This is a genomic window from Collinsella aerofaciens (genome assembly GCF_015670795.1).
GTDB lineage: Bacteria > Actinomycetota > Coriobacteriia > Coriobacteriales > Coriobacteriaceae > Collinsella > Collinsella aerofaciens_Q.
In genome coordinates this window covers 1-23,056 of the sequence record NZ_JADPCJ010000002.1, presented here as the reverse complement: position 1 = coordinate 23,056, position 23,056 = coordinate 1, and the positions used below count along the sequence as shown (strand labels likewise).

At 61.9% G+C, this 23,056-nt stretch carries 18 protein-coding genes; 13 read left to right on the top strand and 5 right to left on the bottom strand.

The window, feature by feature from the left end; translation table 11 throughout:
• Positions 1 to 258 precede the first annotated feature (258 nt).
• A complete protein-coding gene (locus I4W09_RS01210; RefSeq protein WP_196031352.1) occupies positions 259 to 2,502 on the bottom strand; it encodes an acyltransferase family protein in 2,244 nt (747 codons plus the stop codon).
• A 186-nt stretch (positions 2,503 to 2,688) separates the two neighbouring features.
• Between I4W09_RS01210 and I4W09_RS01205 the strand changes: the two genes are divergently transcribed.
• From I4W09_RS01205 to I4W09_RS01145, 13 genes are all read left to right on the top strand, one after another.
• Positions 2,689 to 3,651 (top strand): ribokinase, encoded by a 963-nt coding sequence (locus tag I4W09_RS01205; protein WP_196031351.1) that lies wholly within the window; start codon positions 2,689 to 2,691, stop codon positions 3,649 to 3,651.
• 31 nt (positions 3,652 to 3,682) lie between these two features.
• Entirely contained in the window at positions 3,683 to 4,657 is a 975-nt protein-coding gene (locus I4W09_RS01200; protein ID WP_196031350.1) for a nucleoside hydrolase, read from the top strand.
• Positions 4,658 to 4,884: 227 nt separating this feature from the next.
• On the top strand, positions 4,885 to 5,895 hold the full coding sequence (locus I4W09_RS01195; protein WP_196031349.1) for a LacI family DNA-binding transcriptional regulator: 1,011 nt from the start codon (positions 4,885 to 4,887) through the stop codon (positions 5,893 to 5,895).
• A 258-nt stretch (positions 5,896 to 6,153) separates the two neighbouring features.
• On the top strand, positions 6,154 to 7,554 hold the full coding sequence (locus tag I4W09_RS01190; protein ID WP_195535695.1) for an L-fucose/L-arabinose isomerase family protein: 1,401 nt from the start codon (positions 6,154 to 6,156) through the stop codon (positions 7,552 to 7,554).
• A gap of 2 nt (positions 7,555 to 7,556) precedes the next feature.
• Positions 7,557 to 8,393, top strand: coding sequence for a transketolase (locus I4W09_RS01185; protein WP_199576976.1), 837 nt, complete (start codon positions 7,557 to 7,559; stop codon positions 8,391 to 8,393).
• Entirely contained in the window at positions 8,386 to 9,327 is a 942-nt protein-coding gene (locus tag I4W09_RS01180; RefSeq protein WP_196031348.1) for a transketolase family protein, read from the top strand. The genes I4W09_RS01185 and I4W09_RS01180 overlap by 8 nt, the downstream gene beginning before the upstream one ends.
• Positions 9,328 to 9,383: 56 nt before the next feature.
• A complete protein-coding gene (locus I4W09_RS01175) occupies positions 9,384 to 10,874 on the top strand; it encodes an FGGY family carbohydrate kinase (protein WP_196031347.1) in 1,491 nt (496 codons plus the stop codon).
• Between the two features lie 151 nt (positions 10,875 to 11,025).
• Positions 11,026 to 11,514 (top strand): S-ribosylhomocysteine lyase, encoded by a 489-nt coding sequence (locus I4W09_RS01170; protein ID WP_055252152.1) that lies wholly within the window; start codon positions 11,026 to 11,028, stop codon positions 11,512 to 11,514.
• A gap of 144 nt (positions 11,515 to 11,658) precedes the next feature.
• Positions 11,659 to 12,303 carry a DUF4867 family protein gene (locus I4W09_RS01165; protein ID WP_196031346.1) on the top strand — a complete coding sequence of 215 codons (645 nt, stop codon included), beginning with the start codon at positions 11,659 to 11,661 and terminating at the stop codon, positions 12,301 to 12,303.
• 344 nt (positions 12,304 to 12,647) lie between these two features.
• Positions 12,648 to 14,078 (top strand): 6-phospho-beta-glucosidase, encoded by a 1,431-nt coding sequence (locus tag I4W09_RS01160; RefSeq protein WP_196031345.1) that lies wholly within the window; start codon positions 12,648 to 12,650, stop codon positions 14,076 to 14,078.
• A 260-nt stretch (positions 14,079 to 14,338) separates the two neighbouring features.
• Entirely contained in the window at positions 14,339 to 16,222 is a 1,884-nt protein-coding gene (locus I4W09_RS01155) for a histidine kinase N-terminal 7TM domain-containing protein (RefSeq protein WP_230318599.1), read from the top strand.
• Entirely contained in the window at positions 16,219 to 17,718 is a 1,500-nt protein-coding gene (locus I4W09_RS01150; protein WP_196031343.1) for a sensor histidine kinase, read from the top strand. The genes I4W09_RS01155 and I4W09_RS01150 overlap by 4 nt, the downstream gene beginning before the upstream one ends.
• The gene (locus tag I4W09_RS01145; RefSeq protein ID WP_196031342.1) at positions 17,715 to 18,338 is read left to right on the top strand and encodes a response regulator transcription factor; all 624 of its coding nucleotides are present in this window, start codon (positions 17,715 to 17,717) and stop codon (positions 18,336 to 18,338) included. Before I4W09_RS01150 ends, I4W09_RS01145 begins: the two co-directional genes overlap by 4 nt.
• A gap of 193 nt (positions 18,339 to 18,531) precedes the next feature.
• Here the strand turns inward: I4W09_RS01145 and I4W09_RS01140 are convergent, their stop codons facing one another.
• The 4 genes from I4W09_RS01140 to I4W09_RS01125 form a co-directional block, all read right to left on the bottom strand.
• Positions 18,532 to 19,374, bottom strand: coding sequence for a hypothetical protein (locus tag I4W09_RS01140; protein WP_196031341.1), 843 nt, complete (start codon positions 19,372 to 19,374; stop codon positions 18,532 to 18,534).
• 81 nt (positions 19,375 to 19,455) lie between these two features.
• Positions 19,456 to 20,697, bottom strand: coding sequence for an SPFH domain-containing protein (locus I4W09_RS01135; protein ID WP_196031340.1), 1,242 nt, complete (start codon positions 20,695 to 20,697; stop codon positions 19,456 to 19,458).
• Between the two features lie 48 nt (positions 20,698 to 20,745).
• Positions 20,746 to 22,068: a hypothetical protein gene (locus I4W09_RS01130; RefSeq protein ID WP_196031339.1), complete on the bottom strand. Its 1,323-nt coding sequence runs from the start codon at positions 22,066 to 22,068 to the stop codon at positions 20,746 to 20,748.
• Positions 22,069 to 22,092: 24 nt separating this feature from the next.
• Positions 22,093 to 22,830, bottom strand: a complete 738-nt coding sequence (locus tag I4W09_RS01125; RefSeq protein ID WP_118271011.1) for a DUF4428 domain-containing protein — start codon at positions 22,828 to 22,830, stop codon at positions 22,093 to 22,095.
• Positions 22,831 to 23,056: the final 226 nt, after the last annotated feature.

Below are 23,056 nucleotides of genomic sequence, written 5' to 3'. Positions count from 1 at the left end.
TTTTGGGTGGTTTTGCCTGCGACTAAAATGGTAACAGTACTCATATTTGCCCTTTTTTGCCCACGGACCTTTGAGGTCGCGGCGAAAAGGGCTTGTTTTGATTGTTTGGGGCAGGCGCGAGGCGCGGAAACGATGTCTGGAGCGGCGGAGCGGCTTGGAATTCATCCGCAGAGGTCTTCATTGGCCGCGCCAGGAGTGCCTCCAGGTGCCGGTAGTTAAGGAGCGCCCCCTGCGGGTGTAAACAGATTATGCTGCGCGTTACTTGTCGGTGCCCAGCTTGCGCGGCTTGTAGGCGAGGGCATTGACGAGTGCGTCGGCGGCGGACTTGACGGCTGCCGGCTGCGGATCGTTGACGTGGTCCTCGGGGTGCACGGGCAGGTCTTTCTTGACTGCATCGTGGATCAGGTTGAGGTACTCGGTCACGCCGGTAGTCGACAGGTGCGTGCCGTCGCCATCGAACAGGTCGTTGCGGTTGGCGCTGTGCCCGTACCAGTCGATAACGCGTACATTCTTGTAGCGCGTGGCGGCGTTGGCGATGGCCTGGTTCGTGGACCCGACCCACGGCTGCGGGCTACGCGTGTTTACAAACACGACGATACGCTGCTCGCCGGCGTCGGCCATGATCGCGTCGACCTGGGCGTCCGTTACCAAACCGTTGGTGCCCAGGGCAAAGACCACGATCTTGCCGGCAAGGTTCTGCTGGATATAGCCCTCAAATGTCGCGCGGCCCGCATCAAACTGGCGGCCCTTTTCGGCATCGATATGGCTGTGCGGGAACACGCCGTCAAAGGAATCAACGGCGCGCAGTGACACGGAGTCACCGATCATCAACAGGTCGTAGGAGCCATCGGGGAAGCCGTCGTTGTCCTTGTCGGTGTCGTCGGCCGCCTGCTGGTCGGTGGGCGCGGTGTTTTCGGCTTCCTTGTTCAGAACTTCGGCGCCCTCGCCGCTCAGCGCAGACGTCTCGGGCACAAAGATCAGACCGCCCAGTGCAACGACCAACACGACAGCGCAGGCTGCGCAGACAGGGACGTGCGCGCGTGCCCAGTTGGCGGGCGTGGTGGTGCCATCGCGGAATTCGGCGACGGTGCGGCCGAAGGCACCCTTCCTAAATGGCGTTTCGATAAAGCGATAGGAACACTCGGCTACGGCGACCACCAGCAGCACCTGCAAAATGTACTGCCACCAGGGCGTATCGTTGATGTTGGCGACCGGGTTCATGAGCAACAGCAGCGGATAGTGCCACAGGTAGATGCTGTACGAGCGCTTGCCAACCCACACGAGCGGCTCGGCGGACAACGCGCGGGCAACCATTCCCTGGGGCTGCACACAGGCCGCGATGACCATGAGCGTGAGGATGGAGCATAACAGCGTGCCGCCGCGATACTGGAACGCGGTGTAGCCGTTGGTGAGCGCGACCATGGCGGCAAGGCCAACCAGACCCACGACGCCCAACACATCGATGGATGCGGGCGAGGACCAAAAGCGCACGAGGGCGCTCGGCTGTGCCGGGGCGGTCTCGGCTGATTCGTCGGCCTTCTCGCCGGGCTTGCCCTCGGCGTTCTTGCCGTGCTTGGCGGCGCCAGCCAGGCGATTGAGCCCCAAACGATGTGCGAGACGCACCGGCGCCAGGTCGCGATCGGGGATAAAGGCCATCCAGGCACCCAGCAGCAGCGAGAACACGCGGGTGTCGGTGCCGTAGTACACGCGGCTGGGGTCGGCGGCAGGGTTGTAAAGCACCATCATGGCGAGGGCGGAAACAGCGGCAAGGCCCAGAACCACGCGGCGCGTGTTGGGCTTGCTCACATGCATGGATACCATGGCAAACAGCAGTGGCGGCCAAATTAGGTAGAACTGTTCCTCGATGGCAAGCGACCAAAAGTGCGTGAGCGGCGAGGGGTCGCCCAGGGCATTGAAGTACGAGACGTTTTGGGCAATCTGCCACCAGTTGTTGAAGAACAGCAGCGACGGCAGGATGTCGGGACGCATCTTGGTGAGCATCACGTGGTTAAAGATGGTGCACAGCGCGCAGGTCACGAACACTACCGTTACCACGGCGGGGACCAGGCGACGGATGCGGCGAATCCAGAAGCTCTTAAGGTCGATGCGGCCGGTCTTAGCGACTTCGTTGAGCAGCAAGCGCGTGATCAGATAGCCCGAAAGCACAAAGAAGATCGTGACGCCGAGCAGGCCGCCCTGAGCCCACGTGAGGTTGAGGTGATAGAGCACCACCGCGACGACGGCGAGCGTACGCAGGCCGTCGAGCGCAGGAATGTAGCGGGACTTGGGACGAGCGGGTGCCTGCTGGTCGGTAGCGGACGAGCGTGTGGCGCCGGTGTTGGTCTTGGCTGCATAGGCGCCCTTGTTGGTGGGCGTTCGATGCGGGCTCGGGCCGCGTCGCGACTCGTCGGCGCGGCGGTCGGTGCGCGGGCGTTCGTGCGGCGCCTGGTTATCGGGCGCGCGGCGCGGGCCGCGTGGGCTCGATGGTGGGAATTGTTCCATAAAACATCATCCAATGACGAGAATAATCAGCACATATTCATTGTAGCTGCCTGCTCCTGTGAATGCTTGCTGCTGGCGCAACCTCAAGGGCGCGTTCACATCAAAGTGAACTAAAGTTATAGAGGTGCGAGGGCGCACGATCGACGGCCGACGGTGGGCATAAGGCCCGCAGATGAGGAGGTTCCCATGGCAGATCGCGGCATCGTTGCGGTGTTCGGCAGCATGAACATGGACCTTTCGGTGGCGTGCGAGCGCATGCCGCGCGCGGGCGAGACCGTCGGCGGCAGCGGTTTTATCACCAACGCCGGTGGCAAGGGCGCTAACCAAGCCGTTGCCTCTGCGCGCATGGGTGCGCGCACGTGCATGATTGGCGCGGTCGGGCGCGATGCGTTCGGTGCATCGCTCGTGGCGGGGCTCCAAGATGCTGGCGTGGGCGTTGAGTTTGTGGCGCGTCGCGATGACGTGGAGACGGGCGCGGCGACCATCATTCGCTGCGAGGGCGACAACCGCATCGTGTTGTCGCCGGGCGCCAACCATGCACTCGCGGGCGAGGACGTTGCCTGCGCGCTGAGGCACCTGGTGACCGATGGGCTCGACGGAGACGCCAGCGATATTGCCCCGGCTGCCGGAAGCGTCTTTATCGCCCAGGGCGAATGTGACCTTGCAGCGACTGCCGAGGCGCTTGTTTGCGCTCACGAGCTGGGGTTCTATACGGTCTTTAATCCAGCGCCTGCCTGTGAGTTGCCTGCGGAGGCCTGGTCTGCGGTCGACTTGGTCTGCCCCAACGAGACCGAGTGCCAGGTTCTGACGGGTATCCTGCCCAAGGACGATGAGAGCTGCGCCGCTGCGCTCAACGCCCTGCTTGCTAAGGGCGCCGGCGCTGCGGTCATCACGTTGGGCGGCGCCGGGTCGGTTACGCTCGGCGATGACGGCGAGCCGCTGCGTATGCCGGCACTTTCGAGCACGGTAGTCGATACCACGGCCGCCGGCGATACGTTTATCGGTGCGCTTGCCGCGGCTCGTCTGGAGGGCTTGCCGCTCTTTGAGTGCATGGCCGCGGGTGCTCGCGCCTCGGCGGTGACGGTGTCGCGCCTGGGCGCTCAGCAATCGATTCCCACGCGCGCCGAAGTTGAACATTGGTTTGGTTAAACGATACAAGACGGAGAAGCGGAGTAGAACAATGGCAATCAAGAAGCTGATCCTTGATCTGGATATGGGTGTGGACGATGCGATGGCGCTTGCCTATGCCATCGCGAGCCCCGAGGTGGAGCTCGTGGGCATCACCACGTGCTTTGGCAACGTGCGCGTCGAGCAATCGGCGCACAACTGCCTGGCAGTGCTCGATCTGCTGGGTCGCCCCGAGGTGCCGGTGTACCTGGGCGCCGATCGTCCCATGAAGGCGACTGAGCCCTATACACCGCCGGCGTCCACCACGCTCATCCACGGCAAGAACGGCATTGGCGGGGCGAGCGTGCCCGCGTCGCCGTACGAGCCGGTGGGGGCGACGTCGGCCGACGGTAACGCGGCGGTCGATTATCTGATTGATGCCGCGCGCACCTATGGCCCCGATCTGATCTACGTGGCGACCGGCCCGCTCTCCAACCTGGCACTTGCCTTGGAGCGCGATGCGGCGGCGATGATGTCTATCGGTCGCGTGGTCGTGATGGGCGGTGCGCTTACCGTGCCCGGAAACGTGAGTGCGGGTGCCGAGGCCAACATGGCAAGTGATCCCGAGGCGGCCGATGCCGTGCTGCGTTCGGGCCGCAAGCTCACTATGGTGGGTCTGGATGTGACGCATCGCGTGGTGCTCACGCGTCGCGACATTGCCGGCTGGACGGGTTCGGGCACCATGGCCGGTTGCGCGTTTGCGAGCATGGTGGAGCACTACATTGGCTCGTACGAGATGAACGCCCCCTACCTGGGTGGCTGCGCGCTGCACGATCCGCTTGCCGTCGCTGTGGCGATTGACCCCACGCTCGTGGGTGCGCTCGGCTGCAATCTGCGTGTTGATCTGCTGGGCGAGTATCGCGGCCGCACCATTTGCGACGAGCGCCGCCTATCCGATCCGGACAAGAGCGCGCTTGTGGCGCTGACCGTGGATGCCCCGCGCTTCCTGTCCGAGTTCAAGGCGCGCATGGCCCATGTTCTTGGCTAGATGATTTCCGTGCCCCGCCCCATGTAGTCAATTTGGGACGGGGCTTTTTTAGCTACCGAGCAAATGTGCCCGTTGGGGGAATAGTCGCGCCACTTTGCTTGACAACAGGCTAAACTAGCTAATAAACATTTACTCTTCTGTTTAGATTGAATTTGCGGTCGTTTAGTTGCCGAGCCACGGGGCGGTCAAGCCACGATGCTCGGCCGCGACCGATGCTAGGGGGAACGATGGCTAAAGCAAGCGTCCGCGAGATCAGCCGCATTACCGGCTTTTCGCCCGCAACCGTGTCCAACGCGCTCAACCGCAAGCGCAGCGTGAGCGAGGAGACCGCCAAGGTCATCCTGGAGTGCGCGCAGTCGCTTGGCTATCAGCAGTCGACGCAGCTCGAGAGCATCCAGTTTGTGCTTGCGCGCAAGACGGGCGCCATCCTGGACGAGAGCACCTTCCATCCCGCGGTTATCGAGGGCGTGGAGCGCCAGGCGCGTCGCCACGGCATGAGCACGAGCTTTGTCTCGCTCGACTTTAGCGACCTGGACGCCGTGCGCCCGCAGGTCGAGGGCCTGATCGCCGACCCGTCGGCCGCCATCGTGCTGATGGGTACCGAGCTGGGCGAGGAGGACTACGCCCTGTTCGCCGACGCTGCCGCCCACCTGATTGTGCTCGACGGCTGGAGCGATCGCCAGTACTTCGATGCCGTAGTCATCGCCAACACCGATTCGGTGCTGCGTGCCGTGGATTACCTTATCGAGAAAGGCCACAGGCAAATCGGCTATCTGGCGGGCGACCTTCGGATCCGCAACTTTAAGGACCGCGAGCGCGGCTATCGCCAAGCGCTTGAGGACGCGGGCCTCGAGGCCAATCCGGCATGGCGTGTCACGTTGGGCACCACGCTCGAGGGTGCCTATCGCAACATGGGCGTGTGGCTCGACAACGTCTCGCGCGACGATCTGCCGACGGCTTTCTTTGCCGAGAACGACGTGCTCGCCGTGGGCGCCATGCGCGCGTTCAACGAGCACGGTATTCGCGTGCCCGAGGATGTCTCGATCATCGGCTTTGACGACCTGTCTTTGGGCGCCTTCTCCAACCCGCCGCTCACCACGGTGCATGTTCCCAAGCACGAGGTGGGCGAGATCGCGGTGCGTCGCCTGGTGGGCAACATCCGCAACCCCAAGAGCTATACCTGCAAGACGGCCGTGTCGACCTACTTTGTCGAGCGCCAGAGCGTGTGCGAGATCTAGGCGAAGAAAACGCCGGGGCGCAGGGCGGCAAAGCTCGCTAAGGCAGCCATATCTAACGCTACTAAGAGAGGGTCCTTCGGGGCCCTCTTTTTGTTTCCCTTGTATGTTCAGTTTGTTTACATACCGTTTAGGCTGATTTCTCTACCGTTTACGGGACTTTCGCGCTAGACTATTAAACAAAAGAGTAAAACATTTAGTAAACAGAACAAAACGAAACATGCGTCTGTTTACTGAACATGTGATTAGGGGAGGACGTACATGGACAAGATCAAGCTCGGCTTTGTGCCCACGCGCCGCAGCATCTTTAGCGCGCCGGACGCAATCAAGTATCGCGGCCTGACGGCTGATCGCCTGCGCGAGATCGGCGTCGACATCGTGGATATCGACGACATCAATGACGAGGGCCTGCTGTTCGACGACAGCCACATTGAGCCTATCGTCAAGAAATTCCGCGCCGAGGGCGTCGATGGCATTATGCTGTGCCACGCCAACTTTGGCACCGAGTACGTTTGCGCTCGCCTTGCCCGCGAGCTCGGCCTGCCCGTGCTGCTGTGGGGCCCGCGCGACGAGCGCCCCGAGCCCGACGGCACGCGCCTGCGCGATAGCCAGTGCGGTCTGTTCGCCACCGGCAAGGTCCTGCGCCGCTTCCAGGTTCCCTTCACCTACATGACCAACTGCCGCCTGACCGACCCCGAGTTCGAGCGCGGCGTTTGGGACTTTTTGGCCGTTTGCAACGTGGTCAAGACCTTCAAGCACACCCGCATCCTGCAGATGGCCACCCGTCCATTCGACTTCTGGTCGACCATGTGCAACGAGGGCGAGCTGCTCGAGAAGTTCAACATCCAGCTTTCGCCTATCCCCATGACCGAACTTGTCCAGGCTGTGCGCGACGCCCAGGCCGACGAGCAGGCCATGGCCGCCATGCTTGCCCACATCAACGACAGCTTTGAGATCTGCATCCCCGAGGACAAGGTCCCCGCGGTCGCCGGTCTTGCCATCGCCATGAAGCGCTTGGTCGAGAAGTATGGCTGCAACGCCGGTGCCATTCAGTGCTGGAACGCTCTGCAGGACGAGCTGGGCATTATGCCCTGCGCCGCCAACGCCATCCTCAACGAGATGGGCATTCCTATCGTATGCGAGACCGATATCCACGGCGCCATCACCGCGCTGATGGTCGAGGCCGCCGACCTGGGCCGTCACCGCGGCATGTTCGCCGACTGGACCGTGCGCCATCCCGATAACGAGAACGGCGAGCTGCTGCAGCATTGCGGCCCCTGGCCCTGCAGCTGCGCGGCCGTCAAGCCCAAGCTCACCTACCCGCTGGCTTTCGATCACCCCGGCGCGCTGACGGCCGAGGCCAAGCACGGCGACCTCACCCTTGCCCGCTTTGACGGCGACAACGGCGAGTACTCGCTGCTGCTGGGCAATGCCCGCGGCATCGACGGCCCGGCCGGCATGGGCACCTACCTGTGGGTCGAGGTCGACAACCTCAAGCGCCTCGAGGCCAAGATCGTCGAGGGCCCCTACATCCACCACTGCGTCGCTATTCACGCCAACGTGGTGCCGGTGCTCTACGAGGCGTGCAAGTACATCGGCATTGCCCCCGACCTGTACGACCCGATTGAAGAAGACGTCAAAGCCTACCTGCGAGGAGAGTAGAAATGGCAACTATCGAAGAGCTTGAATCCCTGCGTTGGGACCTTCGCCGCGATTGCGTCGATATCATCATGGCTGGCGCCGGCGGCCATATCGGCGGCGACATGTCGGTGATCGATGCCCTCATGACCCTCTACGCCAACCATCTCAACATTTCGCCCGAGACCGTCGACGATCCCAACCGCGATCGCTTCGTGCTCTCCAAGGGCCACGCAATGGAGGCCTACTATGCGGTGCTCTGCCACGAGGGCTATCTGGATCTCGATGACGTCAAGGCCCGCTTCTCCAAGTTCGGCAGCCCCTACATCGGTCACCCCAACAACAAGCTCAAGGGCATCGAGATGAACTCGGGCTCGCTGGGTCACGGCCTGCCCGTGGCCGTGGGCATGGCGCTCGCCGGCAAGATGGACGGCCGCGACTATCGCGTCTACACCATCATGGGCGACGGCGAGCTTGCCGAGGGCTCGGTCTGGGAGGGCGCCATGAGCGGCGGCAACTACCAGCTCGATAACCTGTGCGCGCTCGTGGACCGCAACCGCCTGCAGATCAGCGGCAGCACCGAGGACGTTATGAAGCAGGACTCGCAGGAGGAGCGCTGGGCAGCCTTCGGATGGAACGTGCTCTCCATTCCGGGCAACGACGTCCGGGCCATCGACGCCGCGCTGACGCTTGCGGCCGAGACCTGCGGCAAGCCCACGGTCATCATCCTCAACACGGTGAAGGGCTATGGCTCGCCTGTTATGGAGGACAAGGCCGCCTGGCATCATCACCTGCCCAATGATGAGGAATATGCCCAGATCATCGCCGATTTCGCTGCCCATAAGGAGGCCATCAATGGCTAACAAGATCGCCAATCGCAAGGTTATCTGCGACACGCTGCTCGAGGCCGCGAAGACCGATAAGGATATCGTCGTCCTGTGCTCCGACTCCCGCGGCTCCGCATCGCTCACGCCGTTCTTTGATCAGTATCCCCAGCAGTCCGTCGAGGTCGGCATTGCCGAGCAGGACCTGGTGAGCATCGCTGCCGGCATGGCTTCGTGCGGCAAGAAGGCCTGGGCCGCCTCGCCGGCGTCCTTTGTGACCACGCGTTCGTATGAGCAGTGCAAGGTCGACGTTTCGTACTCCAACACCAACGTCAAGCTCATCGGCATCTCGGGCGGCGTGTCCTACGGCGCCTTGGGCATGAGCCATCACTCCGCGCAGGATATCGCCGCCATGAGCGCGATTCCCAACATGCGCGTGTATCTGCCGAGTGACCGCTTCCAGACCGCCGAGCTCGTGCGCGCCCTGGTAGCCGACAACAAGCCGGCCTACATCCGCGTGGGGCGCAACCCGGTCGAGGACGTGTACGCCGAGGGCGAGTGCCCGTTCCAGATGGATCGCGCCACCTGGGTGCGTCGCGGCACCGATGTGACGCTCGTCGCCACCGGCGAGATGGTCCGCCACGCCGTGGACGCCGCCGATCTGCTGGCCGAGCAGGGAATCTCGGCGACGGTGCTCGACATGTACTGCGTCAAGCCGCTCGACGCCGAGACCGTGATCGAGGCCGCCGGCGCCACGCGCGCCGTCGTGACCGTCGAGGAGCACAGCCCCTTCGGCGGCCTGGGTTCCATGGTCGCGCAGGTGGTGGGCGAGCATTGCCCACGTCCGGTCAAATGCCTCTCCCTGCCCGACGCGCCGGTCATCACCGGCACGAGCCCCGAGGTCTTTGCGCACTACGGGCTTACCGGCGAAGGCATTGCCAAGACCGTCGCCGAGTTCCTGCCCGCAGAGTAACTGGAATGTGACAAAGGGACCGTCCCTTTGTCACATTCGTTTTGAAAGGGGTGGCCATGGGCCGCTACATCATCGGAATCGATCAATCCACGCAGGGCACCAAGGCGCTGCTGGTGGACGAGGGCGGCCATTTGATTCATCGTGCCGATCGCCCGCATCGCCAGATTGTCAACGAGGCTGGCTGGGTGAGCCATGATCCAGCCGAGATCGCCGCCAACGTGCTGGCCGTGGCGCGCGCCGTGGTGGAGGAGACCGGGGTCGATCCGGTCGACGTCGCCGGCATCGGCATCTCCAACCAGCGCGAGACCACTGTTGCCTGGAGCCGCACGACGGGTGAGCCGCTGTGCGACGCCGTGGTGTGGCAGTGCGCCCGCGCCCGCGAGCTGTGCGACGAGCTGGCCGCGCGCGAGGGCGTGGCCGAGCTGGTGCGCGACACGACGGGTCTAGTGCTCTCGCCCTACTATCCGGCGGGCAAGATGGCTTGGATCCTCGCGAACGTTCCCGCTGCTGCCGAGGCCGCGGCGGCGGGCGAGCTGTGCCTGGGCACCATCGATGCCTGGGTGGTCTGGACGCTCACGGGCGGCGCGGAGTTCCGCTGCGACTGGTCCAACGCCAGCCGCACGCAACTCTTTGACCTGCGCCGTGGCTGCTGGAGCGAGCCAGTGTGCGAGGCCTTTGGCGTCGACGTGGCCTGCCTGCCGCAGGTGACCGATTCCGATGGCCTGTTCGGCATGACGGACCTGGGCGGCTTTTTGCCGGCGCCCGTGCCCATTCACGGCGTGCTGGGCGACAGCCACGCGGCCTTGTTCGCGCAGGGCTGCCACAGCCGCGGTATGGCTAAGGCGACCTATGGCACCGGCAGCTCGGTCATGATGAACGTCGGCGACGAGTTCGTTGCCAGCTCGCACGGGCTTTCGAGCTCGGTCGCATGGCGTATGGACGGCGTGACCGAGTACGTGCTCGAGGGCAACGTGAGCTACGCCGGTGCTGTCAAGACGTGGCTGCGCGACGATCTGGAGCTCATCAATAACCCCGAGGAAGTTACCGACCTGTGCTACGCTGCCAATCCGGCGAGCCGCGTCTACTTTGTGCCGGCGTTTACCGGTTTGGGCGCGCCGCACTGGGCGAGTGACGCCGAGGGCTGCGTATTTGGCATGACGCGTACCACGGGTCGCGCGGAGTTCGTGAAGGCCGCCGACGAGTCGATCGCCTATCAGATCTTTGACGTAATTGACGCAATGGTCGAGGATTCTGGCGCGGCACTTGCCGAGCTTCGCGTTGACGGCGGCCCCACGCGCGACGCGTACCTGATGCAGTTTGAGAGCGACTTGGTTGGCTCGCCCATCCGCATCGCGAGCAATGACGAGATGAGCGGCCTGGGCGCGGCCTGGGCCTGCGGTATTGCGCTGGGCATGTACACGCGCGATGTCGTCGACGTCTACGGCGCCCGCGGCATCGTGGAGCCGTCGATGCCCGCCGACGAGCGCGCTAAAAAGATCGCCGGCTGGCGCCACGCCGTGAAATCAACGATTGCCTACACAGCCTAGAATGGTTTTTCTGGGACGGGGATTAAAAAATCATTGGTCCTCGTCCCAGGTAGTCAATTTGGGACGGGGCTTTTTTGACTGGTATGATTGGTGCGACCATTCGAACCAGCTAAAAGAGCCCGTCCCAATTTGACTATCGAGAGGATCTGCCATGGAGCGCATCGCGAGCTTTTCCGTTGACCATCTGCTGCTTGAGCCCGGCGTGTATGTGAGCCGCATCGACCGCGATCCGGCGACCGGCGCCGCCGTCACCACGTTTGACCTGCGCCTGACCACGCCCAACAAGGAGCCGGTCATGAACACGGCCGAGTGCCACACCATCGAGCACCTGGGCGCGACGTTCCTTCGCAACCATGCCGAGTGGTCGAGCCGCATTGTCTACTTTGGCCCCATGGGCTGCCGCACGGGCTTTTACCTCGTCGTGTTTGGTGAGGTGACGAGCGAGGAGATTCTGTCGCTCGTGCGTGAGCTGTTCGAGTTTGTCGCCGGCTTTGAGGGCGATGTCCCCGGTGCCGCTCCCGAGGAGTGCGGTAACTATCTGGACCAGAACCTCCCCATGGCAAACTGGCTCGCACGCCGCTACCTCGACCGCGACCTGGCCGATATCGACGAGAAGCACCTGCATTATCAGCAGGCGTAAGGGCTTTATCGCCTAAAACGCACGGATTGGGCGCCTTCGCTTATGCGGGGGCGCCTTTTTGTTGAGTGGTCAGGACGAGCGTTCAAAATCGCTCATGTTTGTTCTAGAATGTTCGTATAGTCACATTTACGAACAGGAGTGAACATGCATATCTACTCTGTCTCTGATCCCGAGTTCAAGTCCTATGGCCGCGTGTGGGATGACGTTCCGTCCAGCCTGACCGCTCCACTCGTCGAGGCACTCGCGGCTACGCCCATCCCCGAGGGCAGCAAATACGTGGCCTCCGCGCCCGAGCTCGAGCAGGTTGAGGGCGCCGACACGCTCGGCCTGCTCATGTACGGCGGCCGCCCCTTCCAGCTCGGCTGGTGCAACGGCCACAACACACGACTCAACTGTCTGGAGTATCACCGCGCGAGTGAGTTTAACCTGGGCACCCGCGACTTTATCCTGCTCGTGGGGCATCGCTGGGAGATCGAGGACGGAAAGCTCGATACCGCGTTCGTCAAGGCGTTCCGCGTGCCGGCGGGCAAGGTTGTCGAGGTCTTCAACACCACGCTCCACTACACGCCGTGCATGGTCGATGACGGTGGCTTCCAGGTGATGGTCGCACTGCCGGCAGGTACCAACGGTCCGCGTCCCGAGGCTGCGGCCGACATGCCTACCACCGGTGACAGCTACTGCTATTGGAAGGCCGACAAGTGGGTTCTCTGCCACGCCGACAGCCCCAAGGCAGCCGAAGGCGGCTACGTGGGCCTCATCGGAAAGAACCTCGACATCGCCTGCGACTAGAATCTTCTGTCTCGATCTGTAACATCTAGCGGGCTAAATCGCCTCTACCTGTTATAGATCGAGACAAACTGCAGGGGACAGGCCGAACAATCTCAATCTGTAACACCAGGCCCGGTTTTGGCGGCCTAACTGTTACAGATCGAGACAAACGGGCCCCAGCCATCACAAAGGTGACTGTCCCCTTTGCGGCGGCTGGGGCAGGTGGGTATCAAAAAGTGTCAGACGGGGTGGTTGCCGGGCGCCTGCACGCGAAAAGAAGTATCGGCCTGCGCCGTTGCCGTTGAGCGACGCGTTGTTTGCAGGGATACTGAGCCTATGACAACAGCGTGCGAAAGGATTGATGCATGGCTTTCCGTAATGACTTCCTGTGGGGCGGCGCGACGGCTGCCAACCAGTGCGAGGGCGCCTACAACGTGGACGGCCGCGGCCTTGCCAACGTGGACGTGGCTCCGCACGGCCCCGAGCGCTATGCGGTGGTCTCCGGCCAGCGCAAGATGCTCGACTTCGAGGACGGCTATTACTATCCCGCGCAGACCGGCATCGATTTCTATCACCACTACAAAGAGGACATTGCTCTCTTTGCCGAGATGGGCTTTAAGACCTTCCGTATGAGCCTGGCTTGGACCCGCATCTTCCCCAACGGCGACGAGACCGAGCCCAATGAGGCTGGCCTGGCCTTCTACGAGGATGTATTCCGCGAGTGCCAAAAGCAGGGCATCGAGCCGCTCGTGACCATCACGCACTTCGACTGTCCGATTCACCTCATCAAGGAGTACGGCGGCTGGCGCAACCGCAAGCTCATCGACTTCTACAAGAACCTCGCGACCACGATCTTTACCCGCTACAAGGGTCTGGTGAAGTACTGGCTCACCTTTAACGAGATCAATATGATCTTGCACCTGCCGTTTATGGGTGCCGGTCTGGTCTTTGAGGAGGGCGAGAACAAGGAGGCCGTCGAGTACCTGGCCGCCCACAACGAGCTCGTCGCCAGCGCTTGGGCAACCAAGATCGCTCACGAGATCGACCCCGAGATCAAGATCGGCTGCATGCTTGCCGCAGGTAGCTACTATCCCTACAGCTGCCGTCCGGGCGATGTGCGCCAGGCGCAGATTGACAACCAGAGCAACTATTCCTTCGTCGACGTCCAGAGCCGTGGCTACTACCCGGCCTATGCCGTCAAGAAGCTCGAGCGCCTGGGCATCGATGTGGGCATGACGGACGAGGACCGCGAGATCCTGGCCGCTAACACCGTCGACTTCATCAGCTTTAGCTATTACAGCACCCGTTGCTCTGCCGGTGCCGATAACCCCGATGTCGAGCGCACCCAGGGCAATGCCTTCGCCGGCGCCAAGAACCCCTACCTGCAGGAGAGCCAGTGGGGCTGGGCCATCGATCCGCTGGGCTTCCGCATCACCCTTAACGACCTGTACGACCGTTATCAGAAGCCGCTGTTTGTGGTCGAGAACGGTCTGGGCGCCAAGGATGTTGTCGAGGAGGATGGTTCCATCAACGACGACTACCGTATCGACTACCTGCGCCAGCACATCCAGACCATGCGCGACGCGGTGACCGAGGACGGCGTTGACCTGTTGGGCTACACCACCTGGGGCCCGATTGACCTGGTGTCTGCCGGCACGGGCGAGATGTCCAAGCGCTACGGCTTTATCTATGTGGACCGCGATGATGCGGGCAACGGCACCCTCAAGCGCTCCAAGAAGAAGAGCTTCGACTGGTACAAGAAGGTTATTGCTTCTAATGGTGAGGACCTGTCCTAAGGGCGCTGAGGCGCTCAACCTTGGGGCTCCAACCCTCCTCGCGTACCTAAGTACGCTTCGTCGGGCTTGTCGCTCCCAATCTTGAGCACCTCAGGCCCTTAGGGGGCGGGCCTGACCGCTGTGGATTTCGCGTGCTCATCCTCATAGCCTCCTAACCAAGGCGCCCGGCGAGTATGTGTTCGCCGGGCACCTTGCCGTCTGCGGATTTTGGGACATGTGGCCCGCTTTTTGGGCCCGCCTGTCGGTACACTAAAAGCACTATGGGTACCCGCACGCGACATATCGGCCACGCGGCCGCCCGATCCGCTCCCGTGGCGGATCCCAGGGGCGGCACGCTCTTTGCCATGCCGCGATTCCTTGTTGGCATAACGCATCAGGCGTATCGTCACCGCGTCTTTGCTATCGCCGGCGCCATCACCGCACTGTTCCTCATGCTTTTGGCAGTCTTGCCGGCGCTGTTCGCCTTCGACCCCAAACTTTCTAACGCCGCGCCCGCCTATAGCGAGGTGTCCAAAGAGGTCGTGGATGCGCTCGTCCATTCGAGCTCTCTCCCGCTGCTTGTTGCCGCAATTGCATTTTCGATTTGGGGCGTATCGGTCTATCTGCGCTGTTTGGACTATGTGTTGCGCCGCCGCCTTGTTGCCATCGCCACCATCTGCGCCCTGTGGATGATCGAAGTCATTCTCAAGTACAAGTCGTTCACGCCGTTCTATGCCACCGTGCTGTGGTACCTGTACTACGTGCCCATGACGCTCATTCCACTGCTCTACCAGTTGTGTGGTCTGCGCCTTGCGGGCCTGGAGCAACACCGCCTGGGTCGCCGCTACTGCGCTGCGCTGTGGATTGTGGCCATCCTGCTTATCGGATTTGTGCTCACCAACGATTTTCACCAGCAGGTCTTCCGCTTTGACCGTACAAGCGACACCTGGAGCAACGACTACACGTACGGCTGGGGATATTTCGCCGTCCTCGTGTGGACGGCCTTTAACTTCGTGGCCTTTTTTATCCTGGTTGGCCGGTCCTCGTCCTTTCGCATCCAGCGTTTCTCGGGCACGGCGGCGCTCGTACTGCTGGGCGGCGCATTCTTTGCCATCTCGTATGCTCTGCGCGTGCCCTGGGCATGGAGGCTCAACTTCTCGCTCGTCTATTGCGTCTTGTGCGTGGTGGCGATGGAAATCTGTCTCGATTGCGGTGTCATTCCGTCGTATCACGACATCGCTGACATCTTCGACACCTTGCCGCTCGACCTCAAAGTTCTAACGCGCGACTTGCAGGAGGCCTATGCCACGCCGGTGTCAAAGCCAATGCCGGTAGGCGTGCGTGAGGAGTTGCGGACCCAGGAGCACGGGCGCGCCCATGCCTTTGCCGTGGCGTCCGATCCCGATGTAATGTATCGCGCCTTTCCGCTGCTGGGCGGATCGGCCCTGCTTGCCCAAGACGTATCGGAGTTCACCGAGCTTAACCGTGAACTGGCACATCGTCGCATGGAGCTGCAGCGTCAAAACGAGCTGCTCGCCGCCGACTACGACCTTAAGACGCATTTGGCAGATCAAGAGGCCGAGACCTTGCTGGTCCAAGACGTGGACCAGGCGCTTGCCCGCGCGCTCGAAGGGATGTACGACCTCCTGAGCTCGCTGCCGCCGTTGACCGACGAAGCGTCTTCGCACGAGCGTTACCGCATGTTGCAGCGCGCCAAGATGCTTGTCGCCTATTGCAAACGCAAGGGGTCGCTCACGTTGGCACAGCACGGGGAGAGCGGTTTTGATTGCGACCGCATTCAGCTCATTGCCAACGAGCTCGCAAGTGACCTGCGCACCATCGATATCGATTGCGCCTCGATTATCGCCATACGGCGCCCGTTGCACGCCAGTACGGTAAGCGCTCTGTACGATTGCGTGTATGACTTTGCGTTTTTTGCCTACACCACCGACCATCCGGCGCTTATGTATCACTTGGGCGACCATGACCGATGCAGTGTCGAGCTGCGCGCCACGCTTTTTTCCAACGATGATGCAGATCTTTCGCAGACGCCCGCTGCGCAAGAGCTCGAAAGCGCTCTGCAAGGGCGCAACGTGGCATACCGCCTTGAGGGCGAGCCCGGCCAGCTGCGCATGATCGTCTTGATGCCGAGGGCGGGTGAGTGACGATGCAGATTTCGCTCATCCTTCCCCAAATCGTTGCGCTCGATGTCGTCTTTGCCCTGGCTGCGTGTCTGCAGACGATCCACGTCCCGCTCATCGCATCGCGCCGCTCGTCCTATAACCGTAAGGTGATTTGCGCCTACGAGGCGAGCCTTGTGCTTCACCTGATGATTTCGGCGCTCATCTTATTCGCGTCGTCTGGCTCGTATCTGGTGGCGCCGCTTGACGTTTGCGCCAGGGCAATGGGCGGAGCGTTGTGGCTTAATGCCGCGATCTTTGCCTATGGTGTGGTACTTATGGTGCACTACCGCCGCCCCGTCATGTTGGCCGAGTTGCTGCTCGTTGCCGCCGTGACACCGCCGGTGGTGCTTGCCATGGGCTCGGCGTGGACCGTTGTCCTTATCGCAGAGGGAGCGTTCTTCCTGTTCCGCTCCATCGCGGCGCTCTTGATGGACGTCCGTAACCGCCAAGAGGATATCACCATGTTCTCGACGATCGAGACCATCAACGTGATTCCCGTGGGCATCCTGTATCTGGACCCGAGGGGCCGTCCTCTGCTCATGAACCGCTGCATGCGCAAAAACCTGGTGGAACTTCATATGCCCACCGACCTAGGCGACATGAGCAGCACATGGAACGACCTGCGCAAACTGAGCATGCAAATGCCCGAAAGCAGCAGGAACCGTGTGCGGATTAATCTGGACCGCTTTGGTGAGGCGCGTGCGGTGGTCGAGGTCTCTCCCGCTGAGATTCGCCTATTTGTGCGCGATCGCGTTATGGTTTCGGGACGTTCGTTCGAGCGCATTATCGGTCTTGATGTGACAGAGTACGCGCATGCTCATGACCGCTTGGCGCAAGCCAACCACCTGCTTGAGCTTGCGGGCAAAGAACTCCAGGCACAGATCGAAGAAGTCAAAAAAGTTGCTGACAATGCGGCCTACCTACGTATGCGCGCTCGCGTGCACGACGTGATCGGGCAGCGCCTGTCCGTTCTTCATCGCTATTTGGAGGAGGGGCGTCTGGACGATGAGTCGATCGAGCAGATTGATCCGTTGCTGCGCTCAATTGCTGCCGATCTGCGCGGTGACGGTGCCAGCGAGCCTGCAGAACAGCTGGGTGATATCGTCCATGCTTTTGGTTTGGTGAGTGTGCAGATCGATGTTGAGGGTGCGCTGCCTGAGGACGCGCGTGTCGCCACCGCATTTTTGCAGATTATCCGTGAGGCCTCGACCAATGCCACCAAGCATGCGCAGGCGCATCGGGTCCACGTGCGTCTGTGGCAGGAGGGGGCGGATGCCGGCGCCGTCGCGCGCATGACGATTTCTAACGACGGGTCCCCGGCCCCCGTATCGTATCGCGAGGGAACGGGTATCCCCGGTATGAGGCATGTCGCGCAAGATCTGGGTGGCAGCCTAGAGGTCCACGCCGCCCCGCCCTTTACGCTTGCGGTGTCCATCCCGCTTACGCCCAACGCTGTTGTTCGGAGGAGAAGCTCATGATTCGCGTCCTTATAGTCGAAGACCAGGCCATCCTGCGCGAGAGCCTGGCGCGCTCCGTTGGCGACCAGCCCGATATGACCGTCGCCGCCGCGATCGCCGACGCTTCCGAAGCCCTCGATGTCGCGCTCAGGGAGCGTCCGGACATGATACTGATGGACGTATGCACCGAGCATGATTCCAACGGCATCGTGGCGGCGGCGCGCATCAAGGAGCAGCTGCCCGAGTGCCGCATCATTATCATGACCGGCATGCCCGAGATCACCTTTGTCGATCAGGCCCGCGAGGCGGGCGTCGATAGCTTTGTTTACAAGAACGTCGGTATCGACGAGCTGTTCGCCGTGATGCGCTCCACGCTGGCGGGCTATTGCACGTTTCCCAAGCCGCCCGAGAGCATTTTTTCGGGTACGGCGGCGCTCGACGATGTCGAGCTGTCGATTTTGCGCCTTGCCTGCGAGGGCAAGAGCCGCCGCGAGATCGCGGCCGAGCTGTTTATGAGCGAGGGCACCATCAAGCGCCGCATCTCGGAGATCCTAAGCAAGACCGGCTACGACAACATCATGCGCCTTGCCGTGCATGCGGTGACCGAGGGCAGCATCGTTCCCAACATGGAGCGCCCGTAATCGACGCGCTCACCCGTGTTCCGGCGCCGTAAAGATAGGCCGCCCGCCGTTTTGCATCAGAAAACGGCGGGCGGCCTGCTTGTGCGAGCGGTGCTGTCGGCGCAAGGCGGCGGGGCCGCGGGATCATTTCCTGCGGCCCCGCCTGACATGTGCGCGGATGTGTCCGCCAATCCGCGGCTGATGTTACGTGCCGTTACGCGATGGTTGCGGTGTAAGAGGCGACGTCCTCGTAGGAATCGGTCAGATAGGCGTCGATGCCGATGGTCGTGTTGACCAGGTCGTCAAGGCTGTCAAGCTCGCCGTTCGAGAACGTGAATTCCTCGGTGGCGTTGGTACCGGGCATCAGGTGAGCCGAGAACCAGGGGTCCTTCATAGTGCCGTTGACATTGGTCTTGCCGGAGGGGGCGTAGAAGGTCAGGTCCTTGTCGCTCTTGTTGGTGATGTTAACGACAAAGCCGATGTCGCCCCAGTCGTCCTTGAACTTCTCGGTGATGGTGATGGTGCACAGGTCGTCATCGGCGACGGTGACGGCGGGGGAGATTTCGATGCTCTGGACGTCGTCGTCTTCGACGGCCTCATCGATCTCATCTTCCTTCTCGGCGTTCTCGCGATCCTTCTTTACCGTACCGGACAGATCCTTGTCGGACTTGGTAAAGACAAGATTTCCGTCATCTTCTTCGAGGATGAGTTTGCCGTCCTTGAGCTTCATGTCATACGACTCGTCTTCGGCGGTGAGGGTTACGGTGGTGGCGTCCTTTGCCTCCCATTTAAGGTCGACGACTTCAAGGAACAGGTCGAGGGCACCTGTACCGTCCTCATCGAGAATCAGGACGCAGTGGACACCCCAATCCTCGAGCATCTTCATGTACTCATCGGTCAGCTCTTCGCCATCCACGGTTCCACCCGAGAGTTCCCAGCTGCCGACGAAGTTGGCCTTGGGGTCTTTGCCGCCGCCGCTGCAGCCCGTCAGGGCAAAGGCGAGCGCCAGGACGCATGTCAGAAATGCGAGTGCGGACTTTTTGAACGTTGTCTTCATGGTGTCCTCCTTTATCGAACGAAACCCATAGAAGCAAATGCGGGGGTGGCGGACCTCCCCGCCAATTACCGGATAGAGGGGCTAGGGCCTGGGCGTTCCGCAGTTGCTGCAGAACTTGCCGCCGTTTTCGCTGCCGCAGTTGGGGCAGAACCACTTGGCCGGTGCCGGGGCGGGTGCGGGACTGCCACACTCGGGGCAGAACTTGCCGGTGTTGGTGGCTCCGCAGCTGCAGGTCCACGTGCCGGCCGCGGGGGCAGCGGCAGGAGCCGGTGCGGGGGCGGGTGCCGGAGCTGGCTGTGGGGCAGCCTGCTGCTGTGCCTGGCCGGCGGCGAACAGCTGGCTGGCGTTCATGCCGCCCATGCCGCCCGCCATGCCCATGCCCATAAAGCCGGCCATCGCGCCGTTGGGGTTGGCGGCTGCTGCGCGCATCGCATCGCTCTGGCCGCTGGCGATGTTGGCGGCCGCCATGGTGGGATCGCGCATGACCGCGGCCTTCTGCAGGTCCTTGATCATCTGCTCGTCTTCTTGCGAGGCGGCGATGGAGTTGACGCCAAAGCTCACGATCTCGACGCCGCGCAGGTCGCGCCAGTCGGCCGAGAGGACCTCGTTGAGCGCGCGGGCGAGCTCGGTGGTGTGACCGCGGATGGCACTGTAGCGGATGCCCATCTCCGAGATCTTGGCAAAGGCGGGCTGCAGGGCGGTGAGCAGCTCGGACTTAAGCTGGCTGTCGATCTTATCGCGCGTGTAGCTATCGGTCACGTTGCCGCACACGTTGGTGTAGAACAACAGCGGGTTGGTGATGCGGTACGAATACTCGCCGTTGCAGCGTACGGAGATGTCGACGTCCAGGCCAATGTTGTTATCGACCACGCGGAAGGGCACGGGCGAGGCGGTGCCGTACTTGTTGCCGATGATCTCCTTGGTGTTGATGAAGTAGACGCGCTGGTCCTTGCCCGCGTCGCCGCCAAAGGTAAAGCGGCTGCCGATATTGGCGAAGGTCTCCTTGATGGAATCGCCCAGGTTGCCGCTAAAGACGCTCGGCTCGCTGCCGGTGTCAAAGACAAACTCGCCAGGCTCCAGCGCGACCTCGATGATCTTGCCGTTTTGCACCACGAGCATGCCCTGGCCGTCGTTGACGGCGATGACCGAGCCGTTGGAGATGACGTTGTCCTCGCCGCGCGTGTTGGAGCTGCGGCCGCCGGTGCGCTTGCTGCCCTTGCAGGCTAAGACGTCAGCGGGCATCGATTCGCAATAGATAAATTCTTTCCACTGGTCGGCCATGACGCCGCCGGCAGCTCCCAATCCAGCTCTCAAGAGTCCCATGGTGATCTTCCTTTCTCGTCAAAGGCCGGGTGGTATTGGTCAGAATGGCTAATCGTCCTTGTTGTCCTTCATGACAACGGTGGTCTCGGTGTGGCTGAAGGTGTCGTGCTTCTCGGTCAGGTCGAGCTCGCCACAGTAGCAGTCGGCGTGGGTGGCCTCGTTGGCCGTCTTGAGCTGGCCTACCAGTAGCACGTCTGCGATGACCACGATGATCAACGGCGCGACGATGTTGATGAGGATGCCCTCGACATCAAAGGTGAGGTAGTCCGGATCGAAGGCATTCCCACCCATAAAGAGAATCTGGGAGAGGACAAACCCGATCACAAAGAACAGCACCGAGGCGATGGCGAGCTTGGGCTTGGAGCAGGGGAGCTCGCCGACCATGCGACCGGTCTGGCCGTTCATGGCAAACAGATAACTCTTGCCGTTCCACGAGGTGGAAAGCATCCACACGGGGAACAGGGCGTAGTCGCTGTCTTCCCAGGTGTAGTCGAGCTGCTTGCTTTCGACCGTGGCGTCGTCATACTCGTCGACGACGGTCTCGCGCAGGGCCGAAATCGTACTTTCTTCCATACGACGCTCGGCGCGCGCCTTGCAGGTCTCGCAATCCTCGTCGTAGCGGTTGGCGATATAGCCGGGCATATACGCGACCGAAAACGGGCGCAGCGCGTCGTAGTCAAACGGCTCGATGGCGTCCATGTGGCCGTCGGGCATCTTGGACGATCCGTCGACGGGCACGCGCTTAAACGAGATGTTTCCCTTGCGGTAGGCATCGTAGTGGTCGGTGGTCGTGACGGTGCGGTCGGATTCCTCGGTTACGGTCTCGTTGGTCGCATCAAAGCACACCTCGCCGTCCACGCGGGCGCCGTAAAGCCAAAACGGCACGTAAACGCCTTGGACTTCGTCGATATGGTTGCCGGTGACAAAGCTCTTGGGCAGCAGGATCTTGCCCTTGTAGTGGTCTTTGAGCGCGGCCATGACATCGTCGCGCCCGAGCTTAAACGGAATTACCAGGTCGGGTGAGAAGTCGCCCGAGAGCTGGCCGGGGGCCACGGCGGAGTTGCCACAGTACGGGCAGGTGGTAACGGCGACGGTGCCATCGGACACGAGCTCGGCGCCGCACGACGAGCAAATGTAGCCGGCGTTTTGAGCCAGCTCCTGCACGGCATCGTCGACAGCAGGCTTGGGGGCCGCGGCTGCCGCATCGGCTTTGGCATCGGCCTTGTCCTGGCGCTCGCGATAGAGGGCCTCGACTTCTTCGACTTCAAAACGCGAATCGCAGTAGTCGCAGACAAGCTTTTGCTCGGCACTGGCAAAGTGAAGGGGGCCGCCACACGCGGGGCACTGATAGTTGACGCTCTCGAAGGCCATGATCGGTCCTTTCCGTGCCGGAGGCTATGCGCCGATGGCGCCACCGCAGTATTCGCAGCGCCCGCTGGCATCGGGAATGGTGGTGGCTCCGCAGAAGGGGCAGGTGACCGCGGTCTTGGGGGCCTTAGCGGCCACGACGCTGTCGCGCGTTTCCTGGCGCAGCTGCACCAGCGCATCGCGGACCTCGGTTGCCTGGCGCTTGGCCTCGCGGTATTCGATGGAACCGCGCTGATCGATGGTGGAGTCGTTTACGCGCAGGTTGATCTCGGTAAAGTACGGCGTGTTGACGTGAATGGTCAGATTAAAGTCGTAATCCAGGTCGTAGCGCGGCGGGTTGTAGCTCTCGCGCTCGCCGTCCTTGGTCTCGCGATAGATCTCGGTCCGATGCTCGTCGATATCCATATCGCAGCCGAGTACCTGCGAGAACTCGATGATGTCGGGATTGGCGTCGCGCCAGCGGCTCTGCGAGGTAATGATCAGCAGGCCCGCGTCCTCATCGAGCATGATGTTGGTGCGCCCGGCAGAGAGCGTGCGCGTGGGGTTGAACGAGGCCAGGCGCTCGGCGTTGGCCTCGCGGTAGGCGAGCTGCTCACGGATATCGTCCGCGGTGCTGGAGCGATAGCCGCCAAAGAAGGGGGAGAGCTTGCCGACGCACTCTTTGCACAGGTAGCCTTCGTTGATCTTGGTCTTTCCCAAAAGTCCCAGCTCGGTACCGCAAATCGCGCACTCTTTCTTCTCGAACATCTTGTCAAAGAAGCCCATGGCTGCCTCCCATCAACAGGTAGCGTGTGTCACTTTTGATGATGGGGGAGTGCGCGATCTTTCACGATACCCAGACGGCTCAACGAGTCTCCACAACTGGGACACATGGCCCATTTTTGATTAGTCGCCGGGGACACTCTTCGGCCACTCATTGGGTGTTCCTATAGTTTTGTCAACCGTCGGGGCTACTCCCGGTAGGGCACCCGGTCGCGCATCACGGCGTATA